Here is a 24,624-nt window from a genome sequence, read left to right on the forward strand (position 1 = left end):
TCGCTGCTGTCGACCCGAGGAGCACACGTCGTGATCCGAAATCCATCCACCGCGGCTGGCCGCCTGCGCCGATCGGTGCGCACCGTCGGCGCAGCCGCACTCGTCGCCTTCGTCGCTGTCGGGGCGCTCCTCGCCGGTGCTGCCCCCGCCACCGCAGCGAACGACGGCGACAAGTACGTCATCGGCACCGACACGACGTTCGCGCCGTTCGAATTCACGAATGCCGACGGCGACCTCGTCGGCATCGACATGGACCTGCTCCGCGCGATCGCGAAGGACCAGGGTTTCGAGGTCGAGATCCGCCAGCTCGGATTCGACGCCGCCGTCCAGGCGCTGCAGTCGAACCAGGTCGATGCGGTCATGGCCGGCATGTCGATCACCGAGGAGCGGCAGAAGACCTTCGACTTCAGCGAGCCCTACTTCACCAGCGGCATCCAGCTCGGCGTGCTCGAGTCGAGCGACATCACGTCGCTCGACGACCTCGACGGCAAGGCCGTCGCGGTCAAGACCGGTACCCAGGGACAGACCTTCGCCGACGAGAACAAGGACGAGTACGGCTTCAAGGTCACCCCGTACCAGGACACGACCGACATGGTCGACGCGGTGAAGGCCGGGCAGGCGGTCGGCTATTTCGAGGACTTCCCTGTGCTGGCCTACGGCATCCAGCAGGGATCCGGCTTCCGCCTCGTGGGTGAGCCCGAGCTCGGCGGCGAGTACGGATTCGCGGTCAACAAGGGGCAGAAGCCCGAACTGATCGAGATGTTCAACGCCGGGCTCGCGAACCTGAAGGCCTCGGGGGAGTACGACAAGATCGTCGACACCTACCTGTCGGGTGGCGAGGAGTCCACGCAGCCAACCGACATCTTCTCCGTCGCGGTGAAGTACTGGCCGGCTCTCATGGAGGGCCTGTGGCTCACGATCCTCGCGACGATCGTCGCCATCGTGGCCGCGTTCATCCTGGGACTCATCTTCGGCTTCGGACGGGTCTCGAAGTTCGCGCCGTTCCGCTGGGTCGCGACCGCCTACGTGTACGTCTTCCGCGGCACTCCGATCCTCATCCAGGCGTTCTTCGTGTTCTTCGCGATCCCGCAGCTGTTCCCCGGTCTCACGTTCAACCCGTTCGTCGCCGGAGCGATCACGCTCTCGCTCAACACGGGTGCCTATATGACCGAGATCATCCGCGGTGGCATCCAGGCGGTCGATCCCGGCCAGAACGAGGCCTCGCGTTCGCTGGGTCTGAGCCACTGGAAGACCATGCAGAAGGTCGTGCTCCCGCAGGCGTTCCGCATCATGGTGCCCTCGTTCGTCAACCAGGGCATCATCACCCTCAAGGACACCTCGCTGATCAGCGTCATCGGACTGGCGGAGCTGACGTTCGTCTCCCGCCAGATCATCGCCTCGACGTATCTGTCTGCGCAGGTGCTGACGATCGTCGCCATCATCTACTTCGTCGTGATCACGCTGCTGACGCTGCTCGCGAACCGCCTGGAGAGGACGTTCAACGCATGAGCAAGATCCTGGTGCAGGACCTGCACAAGTCGTTCGGTGACAACGAGGTGCTCAAGGGCATCGATCTGGCCGTGGAGGACGGTGAGGTCGTCGCGGTCATCGGCCCGTCCGGCTCGGGGAAGTCCACGCTGCTGCGTTGCCTCAACAAGCTCGAGGAGCCCACGTCGGGGCACGTCATCATCGACGGCGTCGATCTGACGGACAAGAGCGTGAAGCTCGATGAGGTGCGCCAGCGCATCGGCATGGTGTTCCAGCACTTCAACCTCTTCCCGCACATGACCGTGCTGGAGAACATCACTCTCGCCCCGGTCGAGTGCGGGAAGCTGACCAAGGCCGAGGCGAAGGAGCGGGCACTCTCGCTCCTCGAGCGTGTCGGCCTGTCGGAGAAGGCGGGCGCGAAGCCGGCATCCCTCTCGGGTGGTCAGAAGCAGCGCGTGGCGATCGCCCGTGCGCTGGCGATGGACCCGGAGATCATGCTGTTCGACGAGGCCACGAGCGCGCTCGACCCTGAGATGGTCGGCGAGGTGCTCCAGGTCATCCGCGACCTCGCCTCCGGCGGCATGACCATGGTGCTGGTGACGCACGAGATGGGCTTCGCGCGTGAGGTCTCCGGCCGCACGGTCTTCATGGACGGCGGCGTCGTGGTCGAGGAGGCCCCGCCCGCCGAGTTGTTCGGCGCCCCCAAGAACGAGCGTCTGAAGGACTTCCTCTCGAAGGTGCTCTGACGTAGCGCCGCACCATCCGCGTCGACTTCCCGTGTACTCGCCGAGTGCACGGGAAGTCTGCGTAGAGAAGCCGTGCGCTCGTCAGCCCCCGGTGCACTCGGGTGGGTGCGGGCGTGGGCGCGGAGGGAGGGGGCTAATCGCGGACGGGGGTCGGGTGGCGGCGGATGGTCGCGCTGACGAGGGCGGCGACAGCGCAGAGACCCGCGGCGGCGAACCACGCGACCGTGTACTGGCCGGTGTGGTCGCGCACGATGCCGGCGAGGATCGAGGCGATGCCGGCACCGATCTGATGCGCCGCGAACACCCAGCCGAACACGAGCGGCCCCTTGTCGCCGAAGACCTCACGGCACAGTGCGATGGTCGGCGGCACGGTCGCGACCCAGTCCAGCCCGTAGATGACGATGAACACGACGATGCTCGGCTGCACCTCCGCCGAGAGCAGGCTCGGCAGGAAGAGCAGGCTCACCCCGCGCAGCGCGTAGTACGCGGCCAGAAGGATGCGTGGATTCACACGGTCGGTGAGCCAGCCCGAGAACACGGTGCCCACGATGTCGAAGACGCCCACGACCGCGAGCAGGCCGGCCGCGGTGGTCGTCGCCATTCCGTGGTCGTGGGCACTGGGGATGAAATGCGTGCCGATCAGTCCGTTGGTCGTCGCTCCGCAGATCGCGAAGCCGATCGCCAGCGCCCAGAAGGTCTTGGTGCGCGCGGCTTCTCTCAGCGTCGAGAGGGCGAGCTTCGCAGCACCCCAGGCGGTCCCTCGCAGCACGGGTGCAGGAGTGGACGCGAGTGAGGTCTCGCCGTAGCGGGCGACGCCGAGGTCGCGCGGCCTGTTGCGGAGGAAGATCCAGACCAGGGGCACGACGGCGAGAGCGCCGCCCGCGATGATGAGTGACGCCCCGCGCCAACCCACGTCCTCGGCAGCCGCCGCGATCACGGGGAGGAAGATGAGCTGACCTGTCGCGCTGCCTGCCGTCAGAACGCCCGAGACGAGGCCCCGCCTGGTGGCGAACCAGGTGTCGGTGATGGTCGCCGCGAACACGAGCGCCATCGACCCTGTGCCGAGTCCGATCAGCACACCCCAGGTCAGGATGAGCTGCCCGGGGGTCGCCACGAACACGCTCAGCGCCGAGCCCGCCCCGATCACGAAGAGAGCGACGACCGTGACCGCGCGGATCCCGAACCGCTGCATGAGGGCTGCTGCGAACGGGGCGATGAGTCCGTAGAGCAGCAGATTGACGGAGACGGCGAGCGACAACTCCGCCGTGGTCCATCCGAACTCCTCCTCGAGCGGCACCATGAGCACACCGGGAGCTGCGCGGAAACCGGCGGCGCCGATCAAGGCGATGAGAGCCACGAGGGCCACGGTCCACGCGGGGTGGAATCGACGCTGCCGAGTGCCGAGGGGTTCCTCGATCGGCCCGTCGAGCGATTCGGCGGTCACGCCCCGCGTCCGGTGAGGAGGGCGAACGGCTCCCGGCCCATGCTGCGTCGCGCCCAGCGGGTGCTGTCGACGTCGAGCGATGCCGCGCACGTGGCACACCAATCGACGGAATCCGAGATCTCGCCGCATCGACCACAGCTCACCGTCAGACCCCAGGGCCCGTCGGGATCGGTGACGCGGGAGAATCGCGCATAGGCGTGCAGGATCGGGAGTGTCTGATGCCCCGCGGTCGTCACGCGGTAACCGCTGCGCGCATCAGCGGGGTCTTCACGCTCGACGAGTCCTGCCTCGCTCATCGCCGTGAGTCGCCGGGACAGCACGGAGTCGGCCGCGCTGGTGGCTTCGCGCAGCTGGTCGAACCGGGTGCGCCCGGAGAAGAGCTCACGCAGGATGAGAAGCACCCAGGGGTCGGCGAGGATGTCGGCGGAGCGCGCGATGGGGCAGGTCGCAGACGACCAGTCGGAGCGGAGCGGCATGCGACAACTTTCTTGAAGAAAGCGTCGAGTGTCAATCGCGTTCACACATGTTGGCAGTCATCCGCCCCGTATCCGGCGGATTTCATGCGCTACGCCGCGAACTTCTCCGGCTCCCCGAGCCCGCCGACTGCCCGTGCACTCGCCGAGCGCACGGGCAGTCGGCGCGGAGAAGTCGTGCATTCGGGAAGAAGCCGTGCGTTCGGCGGCGAGGCGGGCGTGGCTGCACGGCGGGCGTGGTGCCCAGGCCGGAGAACTACTCGGCGACGCGGGCAGCGATGTCGGTGCGGTAATGGGAGCCGTCGAGGCGGATGCGGGCGATTGCTTCGTAGGCGCGGTCCCGCGCGGTGCGGAAGTCGGAGGCGACAGCCACCACGTTCAGCACCCGACCGCCCGTGGCGATGAGGGATCCGCCCGGGGCATCGGGGCTCGCCGTGGCGGCGTGCACGATGCGGACGCCCTCGACGGCTGCGGCATCGGCCAGGCCCTCGATCGGGCGGCCGGTCTGCGGCGACTCGGGATAGCCCTCGCTGGCCAGCACGACCGTGATCGCGACGTCGTCGCTGAACACGGGCTCCGGCTGATCCTCGAGCGTGCCGGATGCCGCGGCGAACAGCAGCTCGGACAGTGGCGTGACCAGTCGCGGAAGCACGATCTGCGTCTCGGGATCCCCGAAGCGGGCGTTGAACTCGATCACGCGCACGCCTGCGGGGGTGAGGATCAGCCCGGCGTAGAGGAGTCCGATGAACGGGGTGCCCTCCGAGTCGAGCTGCCGCACGACGGGAAGCGCCACGTCGCGGGTGACCTCTTCGACGAAGGCCCGCTCGCTGCCGAACTGCTCGTCGAGCCACGGCAGCGGCGAGTAGGCGCCCATGCCTCCCGTGTTGGGTCCTGCGTCGCCGTCGAGCGCACGCTTGAAGTCCTGCGCGGGGCTGAGCGCGCGCACGGTGTCGCCGTCGCTCAGGAAGAACAGGGAGACCTCGGGGCCGGAGAGGAATTCCTCGATCAGCACGGGACCTGCGGGAAGATACTGCTCGGCGTGCGCGAGGGCCTCCGCGCGGTCGGACGTGACGATGACCCCCTTGCCCGCAGCGAGTCCATCGGCCTTGACCACGTAGGGGGCACCGAGGTCGTCGAACGCCGACTCGACATCGGCCGTGGTGGCGGCACGGACAGCGCGGCCGGTGGGGACGCCGGCGGCGTCCATCACGCGCTTCGCGAACGACTTCGAGCCTTCCAGCTGGGCGGCGGCCTTCCCCGGTCCGAACACAGGGATTCCGCGGACACGCAGTGCATCGGCGACCCCGGCGACGAGCGGGGCCTCAGGACCGACGACGACCAGATCGATCGCGTGCTCATGGGCGAAGGCGGTGACCGCTCCACCATCGAGCGGATCGACGGAGACGGGGGTGGCATCCTGAGCGATGCCGGCGTTGCCCGGCGCGACGAAGATCTCATGCTCCGTCTGCTCTGCCCGCAGGGCGAGGATGATCGCGTGCTCACGGGCACCGGAACCGAGGACGAGAATCTTCACCCGTCCAGACTACCGAGGGTCGTGCACCGGGTTTCGGCGGTCCGTGGTGCGCGGCCCTCCGGCGACGTTCAGAGCTCGACGGTCCGTTCGATCGAGGCATCCCACGGCACGGTCCAGCCCGCCGCGTCGAAGAGAGCGTCGAGCACCATCGCGGTGAAGCCCCACACGATCGTGCCGTCGACATCGAACGCCGGGCCGCGGAAGGTGCGGCCCATGCGGGTGATCGTCGAGGTGAACCGGGTCTGCGGATCGAGCAGCTGTGCGACAGGGACTCGGAACACCTCGACCGTCTCCGCATGATCGACCGCCACGACCCGGGACGGCGACTGCCACCACGCCAGGACGGGTGTCACGAGATGGTTGCTCGCGGCGAGCGGGATCTGGGGCAGGGTGGCCAGGATCTCGACACCGGCCGGGTCGAGTCCGGTCTCCTCCTCGGCTTCGCGAAGAGCCGTGGCGACGAGGTCGGCATCCTCCGGTTCCACCCTCCCGCCGGGGAAGGAGACCTGTCCGGGGTGCGACGAGAGCGTCGGGGCGCGTCGCTGCAGCAGCACGTCGAGGTCTCGGGCCACGGCCGCGACGGTCGTGGAGGCCGGGACGCTGTCGAGCACGCCGAACAGGATGAGGACAGCCGCGTCATGGGCGCTCTGCGGGTCGGCCAGCGGAGGGATGCGCACGCCCCACGAGTGGTCGGCGACCGCGGCGAGCAGCTCGGCGCGGGCGCCCTGGGGATGCATGCTCATGCGTTCGAGCATAGGACTCGGCGCGCCGCGGGTCGGTCGTAGTCTGGAGCGATGGCGAAGAAGATCGACATCGTGGACGGACGCACGGCTCTCGACGCTGTCCGCACCGCGGAGGCCTCCGGTGCGAAGCCGCAGCGCACCGACCTCGCCACAGCCGTGCGCTACCTGCTGCAGCTTCTCGACGAGAAGGCTCCGGGCAACAGCGTCGAGGTGCGGGTGCCGCCCTTCGGTGCGGTGCAGGTCATCCAGGGCCCGCGTCACACCCGAGGGACACCGCCGAACGTGGTCGAGATGGATGCAGCGACCTGGATCGCCGTCGCGACGGGGGCGGAGCGATGGGCGGATGCTGCTTCCGGCGGACGCATCCACGCCTCCGGCACCCGCGCCGATCTGAGCGACGTGCTGCCGGTGCGCCCGTAGCGCGGCGCGGGCAGAGCAGTCGATCTCGGATCAGTGCTTGCGGCGTCGGTCGATCTCGTCGACGAGCTGCTGCACCCGGGTGGCGTCCGCGTCCTTGGCGAGAGCGACGTAGTGGTCCATGACGGCGGGTCGATACCGCACCGGCATCGTCTGCCCTGGAGCGAGTCGGGTCAGCTCGGTGATCGTGAAGTCCTCATCCGCGATACCGCGGAACGAGGCGCCGTCCGCGGTCGCCACATCGAGCATCAGCACCAGGCGGACGCCTCCGTCGCTGCTGACCTCGCGCCAGTCGACGAGCGTGCCGAGGGCGAGTGTTCCCGCGCGCAGTTCGGCGTTGCGTCGTCGAGCTTCCCCGCTCAGCAGCGGATTCGGCGCGATGCCGGGAAACTCGGGCCCGACGCCGAGGGACTCCCGGCTCAGATCGGGCCGGAGCTGCTCCATCAGATCGCTGAATCGCTGTCTCTTCTTCTTGGACCCGAACATCCTTGCCCTCCTTCGCGCCGGCGCGGACATGTCCGTCCTGTGCTGCGCCTCATCGAGAGTGTATGGGTCCTCATGGTCGGACGGGGCTGCGAGATCGCCCTGCGTCATCGCGGACCGCTGGACGATGGGCCCTGCCTCTGTGGCGGCCGGCTCGCACGGCGGGGCGTCAGGCGCGGTCGTGGAGGGTGATCCGGTATCCGTCAGGGTCGGCGAACGTGAAGGTCCGGCCGAACGGGCCGTCGATCGGCTCCGCGACGATCGTGTGTCCGTCGGCGAGGAGTGCATCGTGGATGGCCTGGACATCGGTGGCGTGCAGCCAGATCGCTGTGCCGATGCCGGGCTGGTCCACGTCGGTCAGGTCGGTGCCGGGTGCGATGTCACGCAGCGCGAATGCGATGGGGGTTGTGTCGAACACCACGGCGTGGGGAGGGCCAGCGGGAGAGCGGACGAGGCCGAGGTAGCGCTCGTAGAAAGCTTGGGAGGCAGCGAGGTCGCGCGCCTGCAGGGAGATGAAGTCGGGGCCGGTGACGGGCATGGGGGATCCTTCGCTCTGTGTCAGTTATCTGACACAGAAGAGCGTATGTCAGAATACTGACATGAGTCAAGACCGCGCGGGCATCGACCTCGACACGTCTCTGGGGTACCTGCTGAAGGAGGCATCGAGCGCTCTCCGTGCCGCGATGGAAGAGGTGCTGCGCCCGCTCGGCATGACCATCACCCATTACTCCTGCCTCGAACTGCTCTCCCAGCGGCCCGGCCTGTCGAACTCCGATCTCGCACGGGGCGCATTCGTGACGAGGCAGTCGATGAACGTCCTGCTCCAGGCGCTCGAACGTGAGGGGTTCGTCACCAGGCCGTCGGAAGCGCCTGTCGGGAAGGCCCTCCCCGCCCGCCTCACCGAGCGCGGCCGTGAAAGTCTCGCGAAGGCGACCGCGGCCGTCCGCTCTGTCGAGGTCCGGATGCTGTCCGGCATGACGCAGGAGGAGCAGGCGGGAGCGCTGAAGATCCTCCGAAGCATGATCCGCTCGCTTCGCGAGGAGGCCTAGCCCCCTACTGTTCAGCGCCGAGCGACCACGAGCGGCACACCGGTCGTGGGGTGGGGGAACACGTCGACCGCCTGCCCGTACACCTGCTCGATCCGCTCGGCAGTGAGCACCTCGCTCGCTGTCCCCGTCGCTGCGACCCGCCCGCCCGAGAGGAGCGTGACGCGGTCGGCGTGCGCGAGAGCGGCGTTGAGGTCGTGCAGCACGATCGCCACCGCGATCCCCGCGTCAGCGAGTCCCCGGATCAGCCGCATGACGTCTTCGTGGTGCTTGAGGTCGAGGGCAGCGGTCGGTTCGTCGAGCAGCAGGACGCCGGTGGCCTGGGCGATCACCCGGGCGAGGGCGACCCTCGCGCGCTCGCCGCCGGACAGGGAGGGCACGGCTCGCGATCCGAGCGCCGTCACCTCGGTCTGCGCCATCGCCGCGGACACCCGCTCGTCGTCCTCATCGGCCGCGGGTGTGCGTGCCCACGGAGTGCGCCCCATGCGCACGACCTGTTCGGCGCTGAAGGGAAACGTGACGGTGTTCTCCTGCAGGAGGACCGCGCGCTGCTGAGCGAGCGTGCGCGGCTTGATCCGGTCGATCGACAGTCCGTCGAGATCGACCGTCCCTGCGTGAGCCGTCACGTCTCCGGCGAGCACGCCGAACAGGGTGGACTTGCCGGCCCCGTTCGGCCCCACGAGCGCGTGGATCTCTCCGCGGTGGATCGCGATGGAGACGTCGTCGAGGATCGTCCGTCCTTCGCCGACGCGCACCGTGAGCCCCGACCCGCGGAGCCGCACGCTCATGCCCATCCTCCCGAGCGACGGCGCGTGCGCACGAGCAGCCACAGGAAGAACGGCCCGCCCACGAGGGAGGTGATCATGCCGATCGGAAGATCGGCGAGAGGGACCGCCGTGCGCGCGACGAGGTCGGCGACGGCGATGAGCAGTGCGCCTCCGAGAGCCGAGGCGACCAGGAGCGGCAGGTGGGCCGGCCCGATCAGCATGCGCATCAGGTGCGGCACCACCAGACCGGCGAAGCCGATGATCCCCGCGAACGCGACCGCCGCGCACACCAGCAGCGCGACGGTCACGATGACCACGACCCGCAGCAGTTCCACATTGACGCCGAGGTGTCTGGCGGTGCGCTCGCCGAGGGCGAAGAGGTCGAGGCTCGGTGCCACGATCAGCGCGATGACGACGCCGATCAGCACGAGGGGCGCGACGAGCTGGATGTTCGACCACAGCGCGCCGTTCAGCGATCCCAGCTGCCAGAACACGATCTGCTCGCGCGTCGACGTGGTTCCGAGGAACGTGAAGAACGCCATGCCGGCGCCCGCGATCGCGTTGATCGCGATGCCCGTCAGCAGCAGGGTCACGACCTCGGTGCGGCCGCCGGACCGACTGATGAAGTACACCGAGAACACTGCGACCAGGCCCCCGAGGAACGCGAACGCGGGCGTGGTCCACATGCCGAAGGTCGCGAGTCCGAAGGTGATGCTCGCTGCCGCGCCGAGCGCAGCGCCCGAGGAGACGCCCACGACACCGGCATCCGCGAGGGGATTGCCGAAGATCGCCTGCATGAGCACACCCGAGACGGCGAGGGCGGCGCCGACGAGGAGTCCGAGCACGATGCGCGGCATCCGCAGGTTGAAGATCACGCCGTAGTCGGTGGAAGCCGTCGGCGCCCACGCGGTGTCGATGCCGACACCGCGCAGCAGCACTCCGATCAGCGATGCGGGGGAGAGGTCATACTGTCCGCTCGTGATCGACACGATGCAGGTGACGGCGAGGGCGACGATCAGGCCGACCGTCACCAGCGCGAAGCGCAGTCCCCGGTGTCTCGAAGGGGTCGGGGTGACGACCTCGCCGGTCACGTCGCGGGCTCGGGGGCGTAGAGGGCGCGGGCCAGGGCGCCGATCACGTCGGCGGTACGCGGACCGAAGCTGAGGATCTCGCTGTCGGCCATGTCGATCACGCGGCGGTTCGCTCCGGCGGGGGTCTCTGCCACAGCGGGGATGCGTTCGATGAGTCCGTCGATGCCGCCGACGGACTCCAGGCCGTCGGTCATCATCACGAGGACGTCGGGCTGGGCGGCGACCAGGGCTTCCGCGGTCATCGGCTTCATGCCCTTCCAGCCGATCTCGGCCGCCACGTCGACACCGCCGACCGCGTCGATCAGGGAGTCGGCTCCGGAGTCCTCGCCGAAGATGTAATAGACGTTCGCGCTGCCGCGCACGTACAGGAACAGCATCCGTGCGCGGTCGGCTTCGTCGGCGGGCACGACCTCGGCGATCTCCGCGAGCGTCTCGTCGACGGACGCGTCCAGCCGCTGGATGAGAGCTTCACCGCGGCGTGGCACACCGAGAGCGGCGGCGATCTCGGTCACCAGCTCGTCGGTGGTGTCGAGTCGCCGGTCGCTGGAGATCACGACGACCGCGATCCCCGCGTCGCGCAGCTGCTGACGCACCTCCTTCGGGCCGATCGTGGTGTCGGTGAGGACCACGGTCGGGGCCAGCTCGAGGATCGCCTCGGCATTGAGGGTGTGGCCGGTCTTCGTCACGACCGGGAGGTCTTCGGTACCGGCGAAGACGGTGGACGCGTCACGACCGACGACCTGATCTCCGAGGCCGAGCGCGAACACGGTCGACGCGATCGTGCCCGAGATGTCGATCGGGAGGATGCGGTCGACGTCAGTGATCTCGACTTCGTGGCCCTCGCTGTCTGTCACGGTCACAGGCAGCTTCGGAGCGCTGTCGTCGTCGACGGGCTCGATCGCGTGGCTCGACAGGCAGGCGGTCGCGGGGCCTTCGTGCGTGCGCACGTCGTCGATGAGGTCGAGCGAGGCGAGCGGGGCGGATGCCTGAGGGCAGTCGTAGTCGTCATCGACGACGGTGGCCGGTTCCGCGCTGGCTCCCGGTTCTGCGCAGGCGGTGAGCCCGAGGGCGAGAGCGGCGACGAAGAGGAGGGCGAGAACTCGACGCATTAGGCAAGGCTATCCTAAAACTTGACGCGCAATGACCCACACCTCTACGCTCGGGATCGGTGGCTTGCTTAGCTAAGCCTAACCAAAACTCCTCCCTCGTCCGACTGCATTGCGGCACCGCCGGCGCGCCTGCTTCTCGACGCGCCCGGAGCCGTGGAGAACCGTGAACACCACAGCCCCCGCATCCTCGGTGAGTACCCGCATACGCGTGCTGCTCGCCGCCTTCGTCTCTCTTCTCCTCGTCGCCGCCGGTGCGGTGATCGTCCCGCCCGCGCACGCGGCCGGCGCTGCGGTCACAGCCACGGTCGCGTCGGCTGCCACCTCCGGTGTGAGCGTGCAGGTCCAGGTCGGCGGCCTGCCCGAGGTCGAAGGCGCTTATGCCGCGCTGATCATCAAGGGCACGGAATCGGGGCTCAACGGCGGGGGCGGGTATGCCGCATTCGTCATGCCGACCGTCACCGCCGGCGCGAGCTCGTTCACACTCGATGCACCGGCCGGATCGCTGGATCGGACGAAGTCCTATGAGGTGCTCGTGTGGCAGAAGCACTCGAACCCGAGCGACGCCACCATCTACGGTCGCGGCGATGTCGTCATCTCGTCCGGACAGTGGGACGCCGTGTTCGGTCCCGTGCCGACCGATCCCGGTACGGACCCTGGCACCGATCCCGGCACGGACCCCGGCACCGATCCCGGTACCGATCCCGGCACGGACCCCGGCACGGACCCGGGTACGGACCCCGGCACCGATCCGGGTACCGACCCCGGCACCTCGCCGAAGTCTGCGGCGATCGAGGTCTTCCTCGCCGACGGCACCACGCCGGCCGCAGGCGTCGCGCTCAAGGCCGGCGACAAGGTCGTGGTGAAGGGATCCGGCTACGACCCGACGGCGAACCTCGGCACCGAGGGGCGTGGCGTGCCGATCCCGAAGCACCTCCCCCAGGGCACCTACGTGGTCTTCGGCAACTTCGCTTCGGCGTGGCAGCCTTCCGCAGGCGCTGCTTCGGCGACGCGGTCGTCCGCGTCTCAGGTCTGGGCGCTCGCCGAGGGCGTGCTGAACCAGGTTCCCGCCCAGTACCAGAACGCGATCCGTGCGCAGTGGGTCGACATCGCGGCCGACGGCACGTTCCAGGCGACCATCACCCTGAAGGATGCGGCCGCGACCCCTGGCTCGTACGGTGTCTACACGTACGCGGCCGGCGGGGTGGTCAACGCCGATCAGGAGCGCAGCGTCGCCCTGAACTACACCGAGGCTCCGGCCGTCTCCGCGGTCGTGAAGTCGGCGACCGCGAAGGACGGCCTGACCGTCACGGCATCCGGCTCGAAGCTGGGTGCGATCACCGGCGCCTACGTCGCGCTGATCGAGAAGGGCACCGAGGCGAACGTCACCGGCAGCAGCGGCTTCCTGGCGATGCAGTGGGTGCGTCCGATCTCCGGCGGAGTCTTCACGATCGACCTGACTGCTGCCGCTGACGCGCTCGACCGGACGAAGTCGTACGAGGTGATCGTCTGGAAGCAGCACTCGAACCCCGATGCGAGCACCATCTCCGCGCGTTCGGCCCTCGCCATCTCCGACGCGCAGTGGGAGATTCTGCGGCCGACCCCGAAGTCCGCCGCAATCGAAGTGTTCCTGGCCGATGGCACGACTCCGGCCGCGGGCGTCGCGCTCACGGCGGGCGACAAGGTCGTGGTGAAGGGCTCGGGCTATGACCCGACCGCGAACCTGGGCACCGGGGGGCGTGGTGTGCCGATCCCGAAGCACCTCCCGCAGGGCACATATGTGGTGTTCGGCAACTTCGCGTCCACGTGGCAGCCGTCGACCGGGGCCGCATCCTCGGCCCGTTCCGTGGGCGCGCAGGTCTGGGCTCTCGCCGAGGGTGTGCTGAATCAGGTTCCGGCGCAGTATCAGGGCGCGATCCGCGCGCAGTGGGTCGACATCGCGGCCGACGGCACTTTCCAGACCACGCTGACCCTCCAAGATGCGTCCGCGACCCCTGGCTCGTACGGTGTCTACACGTACGCCGCCGGCGGAGTGGTCAACGCCGATCAGGAGCGCAGCGTCGCCCTGAACTACGGCGTCGCCTCGGGCGTGACGACCACGGTGAAGTCTGCGAGTGCGAGCGGCGGACTCACGGTCACCGCCTCCGCCTCCAAGCTCGGCGCGATCACCGGCGCCTACGTCGCGCTGATCGAGAAGGGCACCGAGGCGAACGTCACCGGCAGCAGCGGCTTCCTGGCGATGCAGTACGTGCGGAACATCTCTGGTGGCGCGCTCTCGGTCGACTTGACCGCAGCCACCGACACGCTCGACCGCACGAAGTCGTACGAGGTGATCGTGTGGAAGCAGCACTCGATGCCCGATGCGAGCACGATCTACGGGCGGAGCACCGTCACGGTCACCGGTGCGCAGTGGGACACGCTGTTCCCCGCGGGGCCCACGACGACGACGACGGTGAAGACGGCGACGGCGAAGGACGGACTGACCGTCAACGCCGCAGCCACGAACCTCGGTGAGATCCCCGGCGCCTACGTCGCACTGATCGAGGCCGGAACCGAGGCGGAGGTGAGCGCCGACGGCGGTTTCCTCGCGATGCAGTACGTGCAGAAGGTCACGTTCGGTGCCTTCTCGGTCGACCTCACGACCGCGGCGAAGAACCTCGACCGCACGAAGTCGTACGAAGTGGTCGTGTGGAAGCAGCACTCAATGCCCGATGCGAGCACGATCTACGCGCGCTCCACCGTGACCATCACTCCGGCGCAGTGGGACGCCCTGCTCGACGTGAAGGAACCTGAGGTACCGGTCACGCCGGTCACGCCGACGGCTCCGGCGGCGAGCGTTCCCGGAGGCTCCCTCCGCTGGGCCATCTCCTCGTCGTTCACCGACTACATCACGGGCAACATCGCCAAGGGGTCCATCACAGTCTCCGACGGCGCGACCCGTTCCGGCGGTCAGTTCCAGTTCGGCCAGACCGTCGGGGGCGACTTCGACGTGAACACCGGTCTCGGAAGCGTCGTGTATCGCGGATCGGTGCGCTTCACCGGACACCAGGGCGTGCTCGACGTGACGGTCTCGAACCCGTTGATCCGCATCACCTCGACGAACGCGGCGACGCTGTACGTCACCAGCGGCGGCGTGCAGGTGCCGTTCGCGACGCTCGACCTGTCCGGCGCGGCGCGCGTCGCTGCCAACGGCGCCGTGACCTACACGGCGGCTCCTGCGGCGCTGACCTCTGAGGGACGCGATCGGGTGCTCTCGGGCTACGGCACCGCACTGAACCCGGTGACCTTCACGATCGGCTCCGTCGCCTCGGCGCCGGCCGGATCGAGCGGCACGGTCGCCGCGGCGGTCGTGAAGCCGAAGGTCTCGCTGCCATCGACCCCGCCGGCGACCGCGGGCATCGAGGCCGACGAGGCCGCTCTGGCCGCGCTCGCCGCGGGGCAGCCCGCGACGGTGTCCGCATCCGGATTCCGGGCGAACGAGCAGGGGATCAAGGTCGTCGTGTATTCGACCCCCGTGCTCCTCGACACGGTGACGGCCGACGAGAACGGTGTCGCGACCTGGTCGGGTGCCCTTCCCGCCACCCTCGAGGACGGCGAGCACACGCTCACGTTCCAGGGCTCCGTGAACCGCGGACTGGTGTTCACCCTGAACAGGGCGACGGCGGCGATCGGCGTCTGCGCGGTCGAGGGCGCCACGCTCAAGTGGGGCTACAAGGAGTCGTTCCGCACATACATCGAGGGCATCGCGAAGGGCGGCTGGACCCTGACCGACGTGACCTACGAATACCCCGACTACGTGTGGGGGAACGGGACGGGTTCCCTGGACGACGAGAGTCTCGCCGGCCTGATCACCTACGGCGGCAGCATCACCTTCACGGGTCATGACGGCGCACTGAACACGACGCTCGCGAACGCGGCGGTCGAGCTCGCGGGAGACAAGGGCTACCTCGTGTTCGACGTGACCGGCACCACGCAGGGCGGGGAGAGCATCGATCAGAAGGGGGTCCGCCTCGCGGAGTTCGCCCTCGGTGATGCCGCGGTCGTCGACGGCGCGCTGACCCTCGACGCGATCCCCACCACGCTGACCGAGGCCGGGGCCTCAGCCTTCGGCACCTATGCCGCGGGAGAGGAGCTCGACCCCGTCACGGCCGTCATCCCGGTCGGCACGGACTGCGGCGTCTCGGAGGAGAAGCCGGAGTCCGACTCCGAGGCGACTGCGGTGGTCACCGCCGCGGACGAGCCCGCCGACGCCGAGGGTGCTCCGGTGTGGCCGTGGATCGTCGGCGGCCTCGTCGTGGTCGCCCTCGCTGCCACCGGCGGTGTGCTGATCGCCCGCCGCAACCGGGTGGCGGAGACCACCGACACGACCACCGAGGTCTGATCGCGGTGACACGGAACGGCCCTCCCCGCAGCGGACGTGGGGAGGGCCGTTCTGCCGCTCGTGAGACCGGTGCACGGCGGCCTTCGTCGGTGGGACAATGGAGACATGACCCCCACCGACTCCCACCAGACCGTCGAAGCGACCGTGCGCCGCGTGCCGCGGTACGGCGTGCTCATGGGCATCGGCGTCGTGGTCGGTGTGATCGCGGCGGGTATCCTCACCTGGACCGGCAGCTTCGACGAGTCGCAGGCCCTCGACATCGTCTATCCGCCCGGTCAGGTGTTCGGCTTCCTGCTGCTGTGGACGGTTCCGATCGGGATCGCCCTCGGAGGCGTCGTCGGCCTGATCCTGGAGCGTCTCGCCCGTCGCCACGACCGGGTCGTGCGGGTCGACCGCGAGACCGTCGTCGACGAGGACTGACGTCTACGCCAGTTCGGCGATCACCGGACGGATCGCGGCGTCGAACGCCACGACATCCCGGCGCAGGCCATCGGTGACGGCGACCGTGAGGGCTCCGATCCACCAGATGCCGCGCTGCGAGAACGGCAGCACCTGCACGTTCAGCTCGAACGAGTGCGCGCGCCGACCGACTTCGCGTTCGAATTCCGCGATCGCACTCGCATACGCGCGGTAGGCATCGCCGCCGGTGTGGCTCTTCATCGAGGTCACGTACCTGTCGTGCGCCGCGCGCGCGTACAGCAGGGCCGACGTCGCCTGGGGTGCGATCGCCGCCATGAGCTCCTCGGCACCGCGGGCGGGCAGCGCGACCAGGGTGTCGAATCCGTCGACGAGTTCGAGCGGCACATCCGAGGGGTGGGCGCGAGGTTCCACCGTCATGTCCCAGTAGTGGCGCCACTGCGCTTCGAGATCGGGGGAGGCGTCGGCGGCATCGGGGGCGCGGACGGCGAGCTCCCGCAGACTCGGCAGGTCTTCGGGAACCCGGATCCCGAGCTGTTGCCGCAGTGCGAGCGCGACGAGCACCGGAACGCTCGCGTCTTCGCGGATGAGCCACTGCGGCTTGTCTGCCATGGCCCCATCGTAGGCGGACGGTCGACGGCGGCGGCCCTCCGGGTTCACATGTCGCCGGGTGAGAACTCGGGTGGACGCTTGGCGAGGAATGCCCGGATGCCCTCGTCACTGTCCTGATGCGTGAAGGCGATTCCGTACAGCCGAGTCTCCTCCGCGAAGGCCGCACTCCTGTCTTCCTGCACGGCGGCTCGCAGTGCCTGACGGGCCATCGCGGTGGCGGCGCGCGAGCGGCGTGGTCCGGACGAGAGAGCAGCGACCGCCTCGCGCAGGACGCTGTCCCTCGGCGCGAGACGTGTCGCGAGGCCGTGCGCCTGCGCTCCGACACCGTTCAAGGCCCGACCGGTGAGGACCATCTCCGCCGCCAGTCCTGGACCCACCCGCTCGACGAGTCGCCGAACTCCCCCGAAGCCGGGAAGGAGGCCGAGAGTCGGCTCCGGCAGAGCGAAGTGAGAATCCGGTGTCGCGTAGATGGTGTCGCAGGCGAGCGCCAGCTCCAGGCCGCCCCCCACCGCGGGGCCGTCGACGCACGCGATGGTGGGGCACGGCGAATCCTCGATCTGCGACAGGAGTGACTTCGCCGCCAGGGCGATCCGTCGTCCTGCTGCGGCCGGGTCGTCGGACACCCGCGCGAGGTGCAGCTCGCCGATGTCGGCTCCGGCGCAGAACGCGGACCCGGCTCCGCTGATCACGATGCCGGACAGCGTCAGGCGCTCGAGCGTGTGGAAGGCGCGACCGAGCTCGGTGAGCATGAGGGCGGACAGCGCGTTCCGCCGCTCCGGTCGCTGCAGCCGGATGTGGACGACGGGACCCTCCGTGGTGACCTCGATCGTCTCGTAGCTGTGGTCCATGGGTTCCCGATCGCCGTTCATGAGTCCCAGATCGCTCCGAAGGCGGGGATGCCCTGCTGTTCGAGTCCTTCGACGATGGACCAGGTCGTGGTGCTGTTCGAGATGCAGATCACTGCTTCGGCTCCTGTCGTGGTGACGGCATGGCGGGCGAGGGCGAGGAGGTCGGGCTTGCCATCGGAGGCGGTGTCCCAGACGAGGGCATCGGGGACGGCCCTGCGGATCTCGGCGACCAGCTCCGTCCCGTACGTGCTCTGCGGAGCGCGTGCAGACCAGACCAGGTGTGCCGGCGCCGTTCCGGCGAGGAGATGCGGCAGGCACGGGCCGATGCCACTGCCGGTGGCCACCCAGACCACCTTCCGGAAGAGCTTGTCGATGTTGCCGACGCCGGCGGTCGGGATGCCCTTGACCCAGACGTGCCCTGGCTTGTCGTCGATGAATCTGCTCGTCCAGTCGCCGGCGCGCGAGATCGTCAGCCGGAAACCCGGTTCGCCGGGCGACGGCACGTTCGCGAAGGAGTGCCATTCGCGCAGGGGGTTGCGACTGATCGACGTGGAGGACCCGGCGAACGGGGTGACGCCGTAGTCGAACCGGGCGATCGCGACGTGGCTCGACGGTGTCGAGATGTCGACGGGGACTCTCCGCAGCCGCATCCAGGGGAGCGCGACGCTCACCGTCGTGGCGAGGAGGAGCCAGAGCGGAGCGGAGAAGGTCACCTGCAGGAGCGAGGCCCGCGCGTCGACGAGCATCGCGATCGTCTGCACCCAGACGAGGACGAGCAGCAGCCAACCGCCGAACCGGTGCGTGAGCTCGAAGGCGTCGTGCCATCGCGCACGCAGGGAGGGCAGCGCGGTGACGAGCATCGCGATGAGGACCGACGAGCCCAGGACCGCGGTGATCGTGAACAGGGGCGAGGGCCCGTCGGCGATCGTGAGCACGCAGAAGGCGAGGTACCAGACAGTCGCGCTCACGGCGGCGCCGACGTGCACGCCGCCGAAGCTGTAGATCTTGCCGAGGCCCCACCTCACACGAAGCGGTGCCGTGGGGCTGATGCTCGTCGCCAGCCGGAACAGGGCGTTGATCACGTACTGCTGACGCACGATCGCCGCCAGGAACACGTTGACACCCGCGACGATGAATGCCTGCTCCGCGGTCGGAGACGGATTCGCGGCCCACGCCACGAGATTCAGCAGGATGATCGCCAGTGCGAGACGGTTGTACGGCCTGAGACGGCGGGACCGCCGGAGCCGGGACCACCGGCCAGGGACCGGCGGTGTGTCGAGCGTCACTGCGGAGAGTGAGACGCCGGTCATGCCACTCGCCTCTGTCGTGCGCCCGTTTCGATCATGCGCAGCACCGCCGCGCGGTCGGCCTTGCCCCGTGTCGTCAGGGGGATCCGATCGACGGCGATGATGTCGGACGGCACGCAGTAGTACGGAAGCAGCACGGCGACGGCGGCCCGTGCCGCCTCGGGGTCTGCGCTCGCCGGAGTGATCACGGCTCCGAGGCGTCGCGCGTCGAGCTGCACGGTTACCGCCGTGGTGCAGGACAGGCTCGTCTCCAACGCCCGCGACACCGAATCGAGCTCGACGCGGAATCCGCGTACCTTCACCTGGTCGTCCGTGCGGCTCAGGTGCTCGAGCTCGCCGCGAGACGTCCAGCGGCCGACATCGCGGGTGCGGAACATCCGCCCGCCGTCGGCGGAGAAGGGATCGGGGAGATAGCGCTGCGCGGTCAGCTCCGGATCACCGATGTATCCGAGGGTGACACCGGCACCGCCGACCCACATCTCGCCGATCTCCCCGTCCGGAACGGGTCGCCGTTCGTCGTCGAGCACGTAGACCGTCGTGCCGGGAACCGGAGTCCCGATCGATAGCGCTCGGCCGGGAACATGCTCCACCAGGGTGTTGATGATCGTGATCTCGGTCGGCCCGCACGAGTTGAGGAAGCGATGCTCGGCCGCCCACTCGTCGGCCAGCGCCTGTGGGCAGCGCTCGCCCGCGACGACCACGGTGCGGGCGCGGCAGCGTGCGGACGAAAGGGTGCTCACGATGCTGGGTGTCGCGATGAGCACATCCACCTGCTCGGCGGTCGCGGCGATGTCGGAGCCGCGGATCACCAGCGTGCCGCCATTGACCAGCGTTCCGAGGATCTCCCACATGGCCATGTCGAAAGCGATGTTGAGCACCTGGCCGACGGTCGTCCCCCGGCCGATGCCGAGGTCGCCGGGGGCATTCCGGAACAGGTTGACGAGGTTCCCGTCCGTGACCTGGACGCCGTTGGGCGACCCCGTGGTGCCTGAGGTGTAGATCACGGCGCAGACGTCCGACGCGCGCCGGTCCACGAATGCGTGCGTCACGGCTGTCTCCATGCCGTCGATCCGCGTGCCGTCGATCCGCGTGCCGTCCGACGGGATGCCGTCGATCGGCACGGCGTCGATGCCGTCCGGCATGGCGCCGAGGAACTCCTCGGTCGTGAGCGCGACACGCATGCGGGAGGAGGCTGCCACGCGACCGAGCAGCACCCGCGGTGAGATCCGCGCATCTTGGGGAGCGTAGGCTGCGCCGGTCTTCAGCACGGCCAGGATCCCGACGACCATCGGGATCGAACGCTGCAGGAAGACCCCGACCACATCACCGCGTCCGATGCCGCGCGCGCGTAGGTGTGCAGCCAGTATCCCGGCAGCCTGATCGAGCTCGGCATAGGTCATAGAGGCGGACTGATGGCGCACTGCCTGTTCATCGGGGTGCCGAGCGACGTTCGCTTCGAACAGAGCGGTGACGGACGCGGACGGTTCCGTGCGAGAAGGCGAAGACGGGCGCGTGATCGTCGAGGCGGCAGGGGCGATCGTATCGGTCATCAGGTGTCCTTTCCGCCCCGCGTGCGGATCCCGAGGCCGAGAGGAAGGCGACGGAGCGGGGCGTGAGCGCCAACGCTAAAGATCGCCTCGGCGCGCGAACGGAGTTCTTTCGGAACGGTAAGGAACCGGGGCGTCTCGGAGCTTCGGGCCTCATCATGTCCGCCCTGGCGCTGGCGAGATGGTCGCGGATGACGGGTCGGACTTCGCGGAGAGAGTGACCTGCTCCGGGCGGTAGGCTGGGGGCGTGGCTGCCTCCCCCACCAACCCCTATTCCGAAGCCGGCGTCGACACCGCTGCAGGTGATCTCGCCGTCGAGCTGATGAAGTCCTCCGTGCGCGCGACGCACGGTCCCGAAGTGCTCGGCGGTGTCGGCGGATTCGCCGGCCTGTTCGACGCCAGCGCGCTGCGCGACTTCCGTCGTCCGCTGCTCGCGACCAGTACCGACGGCGTCGGCACGAAGGTCGCGATCGCGCAGGCCATCGACAAGCACGACACGATCGGCCAGGACCTGGTCGGCATGGTCGTCGACGACATCGTGGTGGTGGGCGCGAAGCCTCTCTTCATGACCGACTACATCGCGTGCGGCAAGGTCTATCCGCAGCGTATCGCCGACATCGTGCGCGGCATCGCCGAGGCATGCTCCGCGACCGGCACGGCTCTGGTCGGCGGAGAGACGGCGGAGCACCCCGGTCTGCTCGGACCGCGCGACTACGACGTGGCGGGAGCGGCGACCGGTGTGGTCGAGGCGGATGCGATCCTGGGCGCCGACCGCGTGCAGGACGGTGATGCGGTCATCGCCGTGGCTTCCAGCGGACTGCACTCCAACGGCTACTCCCTCGTGCGGCACATCATCACCGGTGCCGGCATCTCCTACGGCGACAACGCCGCGGACTTCGGAACCACGTGGGGCGAGGCGCTCCTCGAGCCGACCCGCCTCTACACCCTTCCGCTGCTGCGTCTGATCGAGCAGCTCGGCGGTTCGGCCGGGGTGGGTGGCGTCCACGCGCTCAGCCACGTCACCGGCGGCGGCATCGCGGCGAACCTCGCCCGCGTGCTCCCGCGGGGCAGCTGGGCCGAGGTCGACCGCAGCACCTGGTCGCCGAGCCCGGTGTTCCGAGTGCTCAGCGACATCGCCGGTTCCACGCTGGAGTCCGCCGAGGGCACCTGGAACCTCGGTATCGGATTCCTCGCGGTGGTCGCTGCGGACAAGAAGGACGCCGCGATCGCCGCGCTGAACGCCGAGGGCATGCCCTCGTGGCAGGTCGGGACCGTGGGCTTCGGCCCGCGTCCGGCCGGTGAATTCGAACAGGGCGCCAAGGGCGTCGATGGTGGAGCAGTGCGCCTCGTCGGCGCCTATGCGGACGGAGCGAAGTAAGAGCCCATGTGCGGCATCGTCGGAATGGTGGGCTCTGCCCCGGTCAATCAGGACATCTACGACGCACTCCTGCTGCTGCAGCACCGCGGCCAGGATGCGACGGGCATCGCGACCGCTGAGGCGAACGGCGTGATGCACAACGCCAAGGCACAGGGCATGGTCCGCGAGGCCTTCCGCACCCGTGACATGCGCGCCCTGCTCGGCAACGTGGGTCTGGGTCATGTGCGCTACGCCACCAAGGGCACGGCCTCGAACGAGGAGGAGATGCAGCCGTTCTACGTGAACGCGCCGTACGGCATCATCCTCATCCACAACGGCAACCTCACCAACACGCGTGAGCTCACGGCCGACATGGCCAAGCGGGACCGTCGCCACCTCAACTCCTCGAGCGACACGGAGCTGCTGCTCAACGTGCTCGCCGGTGAGCTGCAGAACACCACCTCGACCGTCGATCTCGACCCCGAGCGGGTGTTCGAGGCCGTTGCCCGCACGCACGAGCGCATCGAGGGCGCCTACGCCGTGATCGCGGTGATCGCCGGATACGGTCTGCTCGCCTTCCGCGACCCCTTCGGCATCCGCCCGCTGATCCTGGGCCGCCGTCCCTCCACCGTCCCCGGCGCCGAGGGCAAGGACGAGTGGGTCGTCGCGAGCGAGTCGCTGGTGCTCGAGAACGGCGACTACGAGGTCGTGCGTGAGGTCGAGCCCGGTGAAGCCGTCTTCATCACCAACGATGGCGAGCTGTTCTCCCAGCAGTGCGCCACCGCCGCGACGCTCGCGCCCTGCGCGTTCGAGTACGTCTACCTCGCCCGCCCCGACTCCGTCATGAACGGCATCTCCGTGTACGAGTCGCGTCTGCGCATGGGCGACAAGCTCGCCGACACGATCGCCAAGCACGTGCCGATGGACAAGATCGACGTGGTCATGCCGATCCCCGATTCGTCGCGTCCCGCCGCGATGGAGGTCGCGCGCAAGCTCGGCATCGAGTACCGCGAGGGCTTCTACAAGAACCGCTACGTCGGCCGCACCTTCATCATGCCGGGGCAGGCGGTGCGCAAGAAGAGCGTCCGCCAGAAGCTCAACGCGATGTCGACCGAGTTCCAGGGCAAGAACGTGCTCCTCATCGACGACTCGATCGTGCGGGGAACGACCTCCAAGGAGATCATCCAGATGGCGCGGGATGCCGGCGCCGCCTCCGTCACCTTCGCGTCCGCAGCACCTCCGGTGCGGCACCCGCACGTCTACGGGATCAACATGCCGTCGCGCCATGAGCTCATCGCACACGGACGCACGATCCCCGAGATCGCCGAGGAGCTCGGCTGCGACCATCTCGTGTATCAGGAGGTCGAAGACCTCAAGGCCGCCATCACGGAGGGTTCCGTGCTCACGGATCTCGACATGAGCTGCTTCGACGGGCGATATGTGACCGGCACGGTCTCCGACGAGTATCTCGCCTGGGTGGAGGGGTCGCAGACTTCATGACGATGCCGAGCGCACGACCGCTGTGGCAAGGTCGGGCTCTCGCACTCGTGGGGATCGTCCTGGTGGCGTTCTCGCTGCGTTCCGCGGTCGCCTCCCTGTCGCCGGTCATCGATCACGTCGCCGCGGACTTCCCGGTCTCGCCCGTCGTTATCGGTCTGATCGGGGCCGCGCCTCCGGTGTGCTTCGCGATCTTCGGTCTGCTCACGCCACTGTTCGAGCGGCGCTTCGGTCTGGAGCGGATGGCGGTCGTCGCGATCACGCTGATGGCGGCCGGGATGCTCCTGCGCGGCGTCGCGCAGGACTCGACGAGCCTGCTCGCGGCCACCGCTCTCGTGTTCGCGGGTGTCGGCTCCGGCAACGTGCTGCTGCCGCCGTTGGTCAAGAAGTACTTTGCAGACCGTCTCGGCGTCATGATGACGGCCTATTCGACCACGCTCGCCGTCTCGACGTTCCTGCCGCCTCTGGTCGCGGTTCCCGTCGCCGACAGTCTCGGCTGGCGGGTGTCGCTCGGCATGTGGGGTGTGGTCGCCGCTCTCGCTCTGGTTCCCTGGATCACGCTGCTGGTGCGTTCACGCTCCGAGAACGACGACCGCGCGATGACCACGGAGCTGCTGGTCCCGGATCCGACCGACGGCGTGGACGACGTCCGCGACGCGGTGGCCGCATCCACCGGACCCATCACGACCCAGTCCGCCAACCCGAAGGCGTTCGGGCGGCTGTGGCGGCTGCCGCTGGCCTGGTCGCTCGCTCTCGTGTTCGGCACCTCGTCCACCATGGCGTACGTCGCCTTCGCATGGCTGCCCACCATGCTCGTCGACATCGGCGGCGTCACCCCGGCCACGGCGGGGTTCCTGCTGTCGCTGTTCGCCCTGGTGGGTCTGCCGTGTTCGATGCTCGTCCCCGTGCTCGTGGTGCGTTTCCAGGCCACCCGCCCCCTGTTCTTCGTGGCGGTGGCCGCGGGGCTGGTCGGGCTTCTCGGCCTGCTGTTGTTCCCGACCGTCGCCCTGCCGCTCTGGGTGGCGATCTTCGGCCTCACGGCCATCATGTTCCCGCTCAGTCTCGTGCTGCTGAGCATCCGCGCCCGCACTCCGGAGAGCGCAGTGGCGCTGAGCGGTTTCGTGCAGAGCATCGGCTACGGGATCGCGGCGACCTTCCCGCTGCTCGTCGGGCTTCTCCACGAGACCACCGCGGGCTGGCAGGTTCCGCTGCTGGTCGTCGCGGGAGTGCTCGTGGCCTCCATCCCTGCGGGCATCGTCGCGGGTCGTCGGCGCACCGTCGAGGACGAGTGGGAGCGCCGGCACGGGCGCTGGTGATGCG

Annotated in this window: 22 protein-coding genes; 9 read left to right on the forward strand and 13 right to left on the reverse strand. The window is 68.9% G+C overall.

Annotated elements, in window-relative coordinates:
- The first annotated feature begins 30 nt into the window (after positions 1-30).
- Entirely contained in the window at positions 31-1,509 is a 1,479-nt protein-coding gene (locus AB4070_RS18020) for an amino acid ABC transporter substrate-binding protein/permease (protein WP_441981312.1), read from the forward strand.
- A complete protein-coding gene (locus AB4070_RS18025; RefSeq protein ID WP_058631627.1) occupies positions 1,506-2,234 on the forward strand; it encodes an amino acid ABC transporter ATP-binding protein in 729 nt (242 codons plus the stop codon). Before AB4070_RS18020 ends, AB4070_RS18025 begins: the two co-directional genes overlap by 4 nt.
- Positions 2,235-2,367: 133 nt before the next feature.
- Here AB4070_RS18025 and AB4070_RS18030 read toward each other — a convergent pair whose 3' ends face one another.
- The 4 genes from AB4070_RS18030 to AB4070_RS18045 form a co-directional block, all read right to left on the reverse strand.
- Entirely contained in the window at positions 2,368-3,678 is a 1,311-nt protein-coding gene (locus tag AB4070_RS18030) for an MFS transporter (protein ID WP_441981313.1), read from the reverse strand.
- On the reverse strand, positions 3,675-4,154 hold the full coding sequence (locus tag AB4070_RS18035; RefSeq protein ID WP_441981314.1) for a winged helix-turn-helix transcriptional regulator: 480 nt from the start codon (positions 4,152-4,154) through the stop codon (positions 3,675-3,677). Before AB4070_RS18035 ends, AB4070_RS18030 begins: the two co-directional genes overlap by 4 nt.
- Positions 4,155-4,407: 253 nt before the next feature.
- Complete coding sequence (purD, locus tag AB4070_RS18040) at positions 4,408-5,685, reverse strand: phosphoribosylamine--glycine ligase (RefSeq protein ID WP_441981315.1); 1,278 nt, start codon at positions 5,683-5,685, stop codon at positions 4,408-4,410.
- Between the two features lie 68 nt (positions 5,686-5,753).
- A complete protein-coding gene (locus tag AB4070_RS18045; RefSeq protein WP_441981316.1) occupies positions 5,754-6,428 on the reverse strand; it encodes an NUDIX hydrolase in 675 nt (224 codons plus the stop codon).
- A 51-nt stretch (positions 6,429-6,479) separates the two neighbouring features.
- On the opposite strand from AB4070_RS18045, the gene AB4070_RS18050 reads away from it, so the two are divergent.
- Positions 6,480-6,848 carry a sterol carrier family protein gene (locus AB4070_RS18050; protein ID WP_105669591.1) on the forward strand — a complete coding sequence of 123 codons (369 nt, stop codon included), beginning with the start codon at positions 6,480-6,482 and terminating at the stop codon, positions 6,846-6,848.
- A 30-nt stretch (positions 6,849-6,878) separates the two neighbouring features.
- Here AB4070_RS18050 and AB4070_RS18055 read toward each other — a convergent pair whose 3' ends face one another.
- Positions 6,879-7,331 carry a hypothetical protein gene (locus tag AB4070_RS18055; RefSeq protein WP_441981317.1) on the reverse strand — a complete coding sequence of 151 codons (453 nt, stop codon included), beginning with the start codon at positions 7,329-7,331 and terminating at the stop codon, positions 6,879-6,881.
- A gap of 166 nt (positions 7,332-7,497) precedes the next feature.
- Positions 7,498-7,866 carry a VOC family protein gene (locus AB4070_RS18060; protein WP_441981318.1) on the reverse strand — a complete coding sequence of 123 codons (369 nt, stop codon included), beginning with the start codon at positions 7,864-7,866 and terminating at the stop codon, positions 7,498-7,500.
- Positions 7,867-7,927: 61 nt separating this feature from the next.
- On the opposite strand from AB4070_RS18060, the gene AB4070_RS18065 reads away from it, so the two are divergent.
- Positions 7,928-8,377 carry a MarR family winged helix-turn-helix transcriptional regulator gene (locus tag AB4070_RS18065; protein WP_441981319.1) on the forward strand — a complete coding sequence of 150 codons (450 nt, stop codon included), beginning with the start codon at positions 7,928-7,930 and terminating at the stop codon, positions 8,375-8,377.
- An 11-nt stretch (positions 8,378-8,388) separates the two neighbouring features.
- Here AB4070_RS18065 and AB4070_RS18070 read toward each other — a convergent pair whose 3' ends face one another.
- Genes AB4070_RS18070 through AB4070_RS18080 form a run of 3 tightly spaced genes read right to left on the reverse strand, consistent with a single transcriptional unit; the run spans position 8,389 to position 11,341 of the window.
- Positions 8,389-9,162 carry a heme ABC transporter ATP-binding protein gene (locus AB4070_RS18070; RefSeq protein WP_441981320.1) on the reverse strand — a complete coding sequence of 258 codons (774 nt, stop codon included), beginning with the start codon at positions 9,160-9,162 and terminating at the stop codon, positions 8,389-8,391.
- Entirely contained in the window at positions 9,159-10,232 is a 1,074-nt protein-coding gene (locus AB4070_RS18075) for a FecCD family ABC transporter permease (RefSeq protein WP_441981321.1), read from the reverse strand. Before AB4070_RS18075 ends, AB4070_RS18070 begins: the two co-directional genes overlap by 4 nt.
- On the reverse strand, positions 10,229-11,341 hold the full coding sequence (locus tag AB4070_RS18080) for a heme/hemin ABC transporter substrate-binding protein (RefSeq protein WP_441981322.1): 1,113 nt from the start codon (positions 11,339-11,341) through the stop codon (positions 10,229-10,231). The genes AB4070_RS18075 and AB4070_RS18080 overlap by 4 nt, the downstream gene beginning before the upstream one ends.
- A 163-nt stretch (positions 11,342-11,504) precedes the next feature.
- Here AB4070_RS18080 and AB4070_RS18085 point away from each other — a divergent pair, with 163 nt between their 5' ends.
- Both AB4070_RS18085 and AB4070_RS18090 read left to right on the forward strand, forming a co-directional pair.
- Positions 11,505-15,719, forward strand: coding sequence for an HtaA domain-containing protein (locus tag AB4070_RS18085; RefSeq protein ID WP_441981323.1), 4,215 nt, complete (start codon positions 11,505-11,507; stop codon positions 15,717-15,719).
- A gap of 105 nt (positions 15,720-15,824) precedes the next feature.
- Complete coding sequence (locus AB4070_RS18090) at positions 15,825-16,139, forward strand: hypothetical protein (RefSeq protein WP_058631637.1); 315 nt, start codon at positions 15,825-15,827, stop codon at positions 16,137-16,139.
- A 3-nt stretch (positions 16,140-16,142) separates the two neighbouring features.
- On the opposite strand, the gene AB4070_RS18095 is transcribed toward AB4070_RS18090, so the two are convergent.
- Genes AB4070_RS18095 through AB4070_RS18110 form a run of 4 tightly spaced genes read right to left on the reverse strand, consistent with a single transcriptional unit; the run spans position 16,143 to position 20,453 of the window.
- A complete protein-coding gene (locus tag AB4070_RS18095; RefSeq protein WP_113681004.1) occupies positions 16,143-16,748 on the reverse strand; it encodes a zinc-binding alcohol dehydrogenase in 606 nt (201 codons plus the stop codon).
- A gap of 44 nt (positions 16,749-16,792) precedes the next feature.
- On the reverse strand, positions 16,793-17,617 hold the full coding sequence (locus tag AB4070_RS18100; RefSeq protein WP_441981324.1) for an enoyl-CoA hydratase/isomerase family protein: 825 nt from the start codon (positions 17,615-17,617) through the stop codon (positions 16,793-16,795).
- Positions 17,614-18,906, reverse strand: a complete 1,293-nt coding sequence (locus tag AB4070_RS18105; RefSeq protein WP_441981325.1) for a hypothetical protein — start codon at positions 18,904-18,906, stop codon at positions 17,614-17,616. The genes AB4070_RS18100 and AB4070_RS18105 overlap by 4 nt, the downstream gene beginning before the upstream one ends.
- Positions 18,903-20,453: an AMP-binding protein gene (locus AB4070_RS18110; RefSeq protein WP_441981326.1), complete on the reverse strand. Its 1,551-nt coding sequence runs from the start codon at positions 20,451-20,453 to the stop codon at positions 18,903-18,905. The genes AB4070_RS18105 and AB4070_RS18110 overlap by 4 nt, the downstream gene beginning before the upstream one ends.
- Positions 20,454-20,697: 244 nt before the next feature.
- On the opposite strand from AB4070_RS18110, the gene purM reads away from it, so the two are divergent.
- From purM to AB4070_RS18125, 3 genes are read left to right on the forward strand one after another with little or no spacing between them, the layout of a single operon-like run.
- Positions 20,698-21,828, forward strand: coding sequence for a phosphoribosylformylglycinamidine cyclo-ligase (purM, locus tag AB4070_RS18115; protein ID WP_441981327.1), 1,131 nt, complete (start codon positions 20,698-20,700; stop codon positions 21,826-21,828).
- Positions 21,829-21,834: 6 nt separating this feature from the next.
- The gene (gene purF / locus AB4070_RS18120) at positions 21,835-23,307 is read left to right on the forward strand and encodes an amidophosphoribosyltransferase (RefSeq protein WP_378875495.1); all 1,473 of its coding nucleotides are present in this window, start codon (positions 21,835-21,837) and stop codon (positions 23,305-23,307) included.
- On the forward strand, positions 23,304-24,620 hold the full coding sequence (locus tag AB4070_RS18125; RefSeq protein ID WP_441981328.1) for an MFS transporter: 1,317 nt from the start codon (positions 23,304-23,306) through the stop codon (positions 24,618-24,620). The genes purF and AB4070_RS18125 overlap by 4 nt, the downstream gene beginning before the upstream one ends.
- Positions 24,621-24,624: the final 4 nt, after the last annotated feature.

Origin of the sequence: Microbacterium sp. 2RAF4 (genome assembly GCF_052115285.1) — a bacterium.
GTDB lineage: Bacteria > Actinomycetota > Actinomycetes > Actinomycetales > Microbacteriaceae > Microbacterium > Microbacterium oxydans.

Bases quoted from the DNA above. Each gene is read 5' to 3' on its own strand.
- AB4070_RS18025 (WP_058631627.1), top strand. From the start codon at position 1,506: ATGAGCAAGATCCTGGTGCAGGACCTGCACAAGTCGTTCGGTGACAAC.
- AB4070_RS18035 (WP_441981314.1), bottom strand. From the start codon at position 4,154: ATGCCGCTCCGCTCCGACTGGTCGTCTGCGACCTGCCCCATCGCGCGC.
- AB4070_RS18045 (WP_441981316.1), bottom strand. From the start codon at position 6,428: ATGAGCATGCATCCCCAGGGCGCCCGCGCCGAGCTGCTCGCCGCGGTC.
- AB4070_RS18050 (WP_105669591.1), top strand. From the start codon at position 6,480: ATGGCGAAGAAGATCGACATCGTGGACGGACGCACGGCTCTCGACGCT.
- AB4070_RS18055 (WP_441981317.1), bottom strand. From the start codon at position 7,331: ATGTTCGGGTCCAAGAAGAAGAGACAGCGATTCAGCGATCTGATGGAG.
- AB4070_RS18060 (WP_441981318.1), bottom strand. From the start codon at position 7,866: ATGCCCGTCACCGGCCCCGACTTCATCTCCCTGCAGGCGCGCGACCTC.
- AB4070_RS18065 (WP_441981319.1), top strand. From the start codon at position 7,928: ATGAGTCAAGACCGCGCGGGCATCGACCTCGACACGTCTCTGGGGTAC.
- AB4070_RS18070 (WP_441981320.1), bottom strand. From the start codon at position 9,162: ATGAGCGTGCGGCTCCGCGGGTCGGGGCTCACGGTGCGCGTCGGCGAA.
- AB4070_RS18080 (WP_441981322.1), bottom strand. From the start codon at position 11,341: ATGCGTCGAGTTCTCGCCCTCCTCTTCGTCGCCGCTCTCGCCCTCGGG.
- AB4070_RS18090 (WP_058631637.1), top strand. From the start codon at position 15,825: ATGACCCCCACCGACTCCCACCAGACCGTCGAAGCGACCGTGCGCCGC.
- AB4070_RS18095 (WP_113681004.1), bottom strand. From the start codon at position 16,748: ATGGCAGACAAGCCGCAGTGGCTCATCCGCGAAGACGCGAGCGTTCCG.
- AB4070_RS18100 (WP_441981324.1), bottom strand. From the start codon at position 17,617: ATGAACGGCGATCGGGAACCCATGGACCACAGCTACGAGACGATCGAG.
- AB4070_RS18105 (WP_441981325.1), bottom strand. From the start codon at position 18,906: ATGACCGGCGTCTCACTCTCCGCAGTGACGCTCGACACACCGCCGGTC.
- AB4070_RS18110 (WP_441981326.1), bottom strand. From the start codon at position 20,453: ATGACCGATACGATCGCCCCTGCCGCCTCGACGATCACGCGCCCGTCT.
- purF (WP_378875495.1), top strand. From the start codon at position 21,835: ATGTGCGGCATCGTCGGAATGGTGGGCTCTGCCCCGGTCAATCAGGAC.
- AB4070_RS18125 (WP_441981328.1), top strand. From the start codon at position 23,304: ATGACGATGCCGAGCGCACGACCGCTGTGGCAAGGTCGGGCTCTCGCA.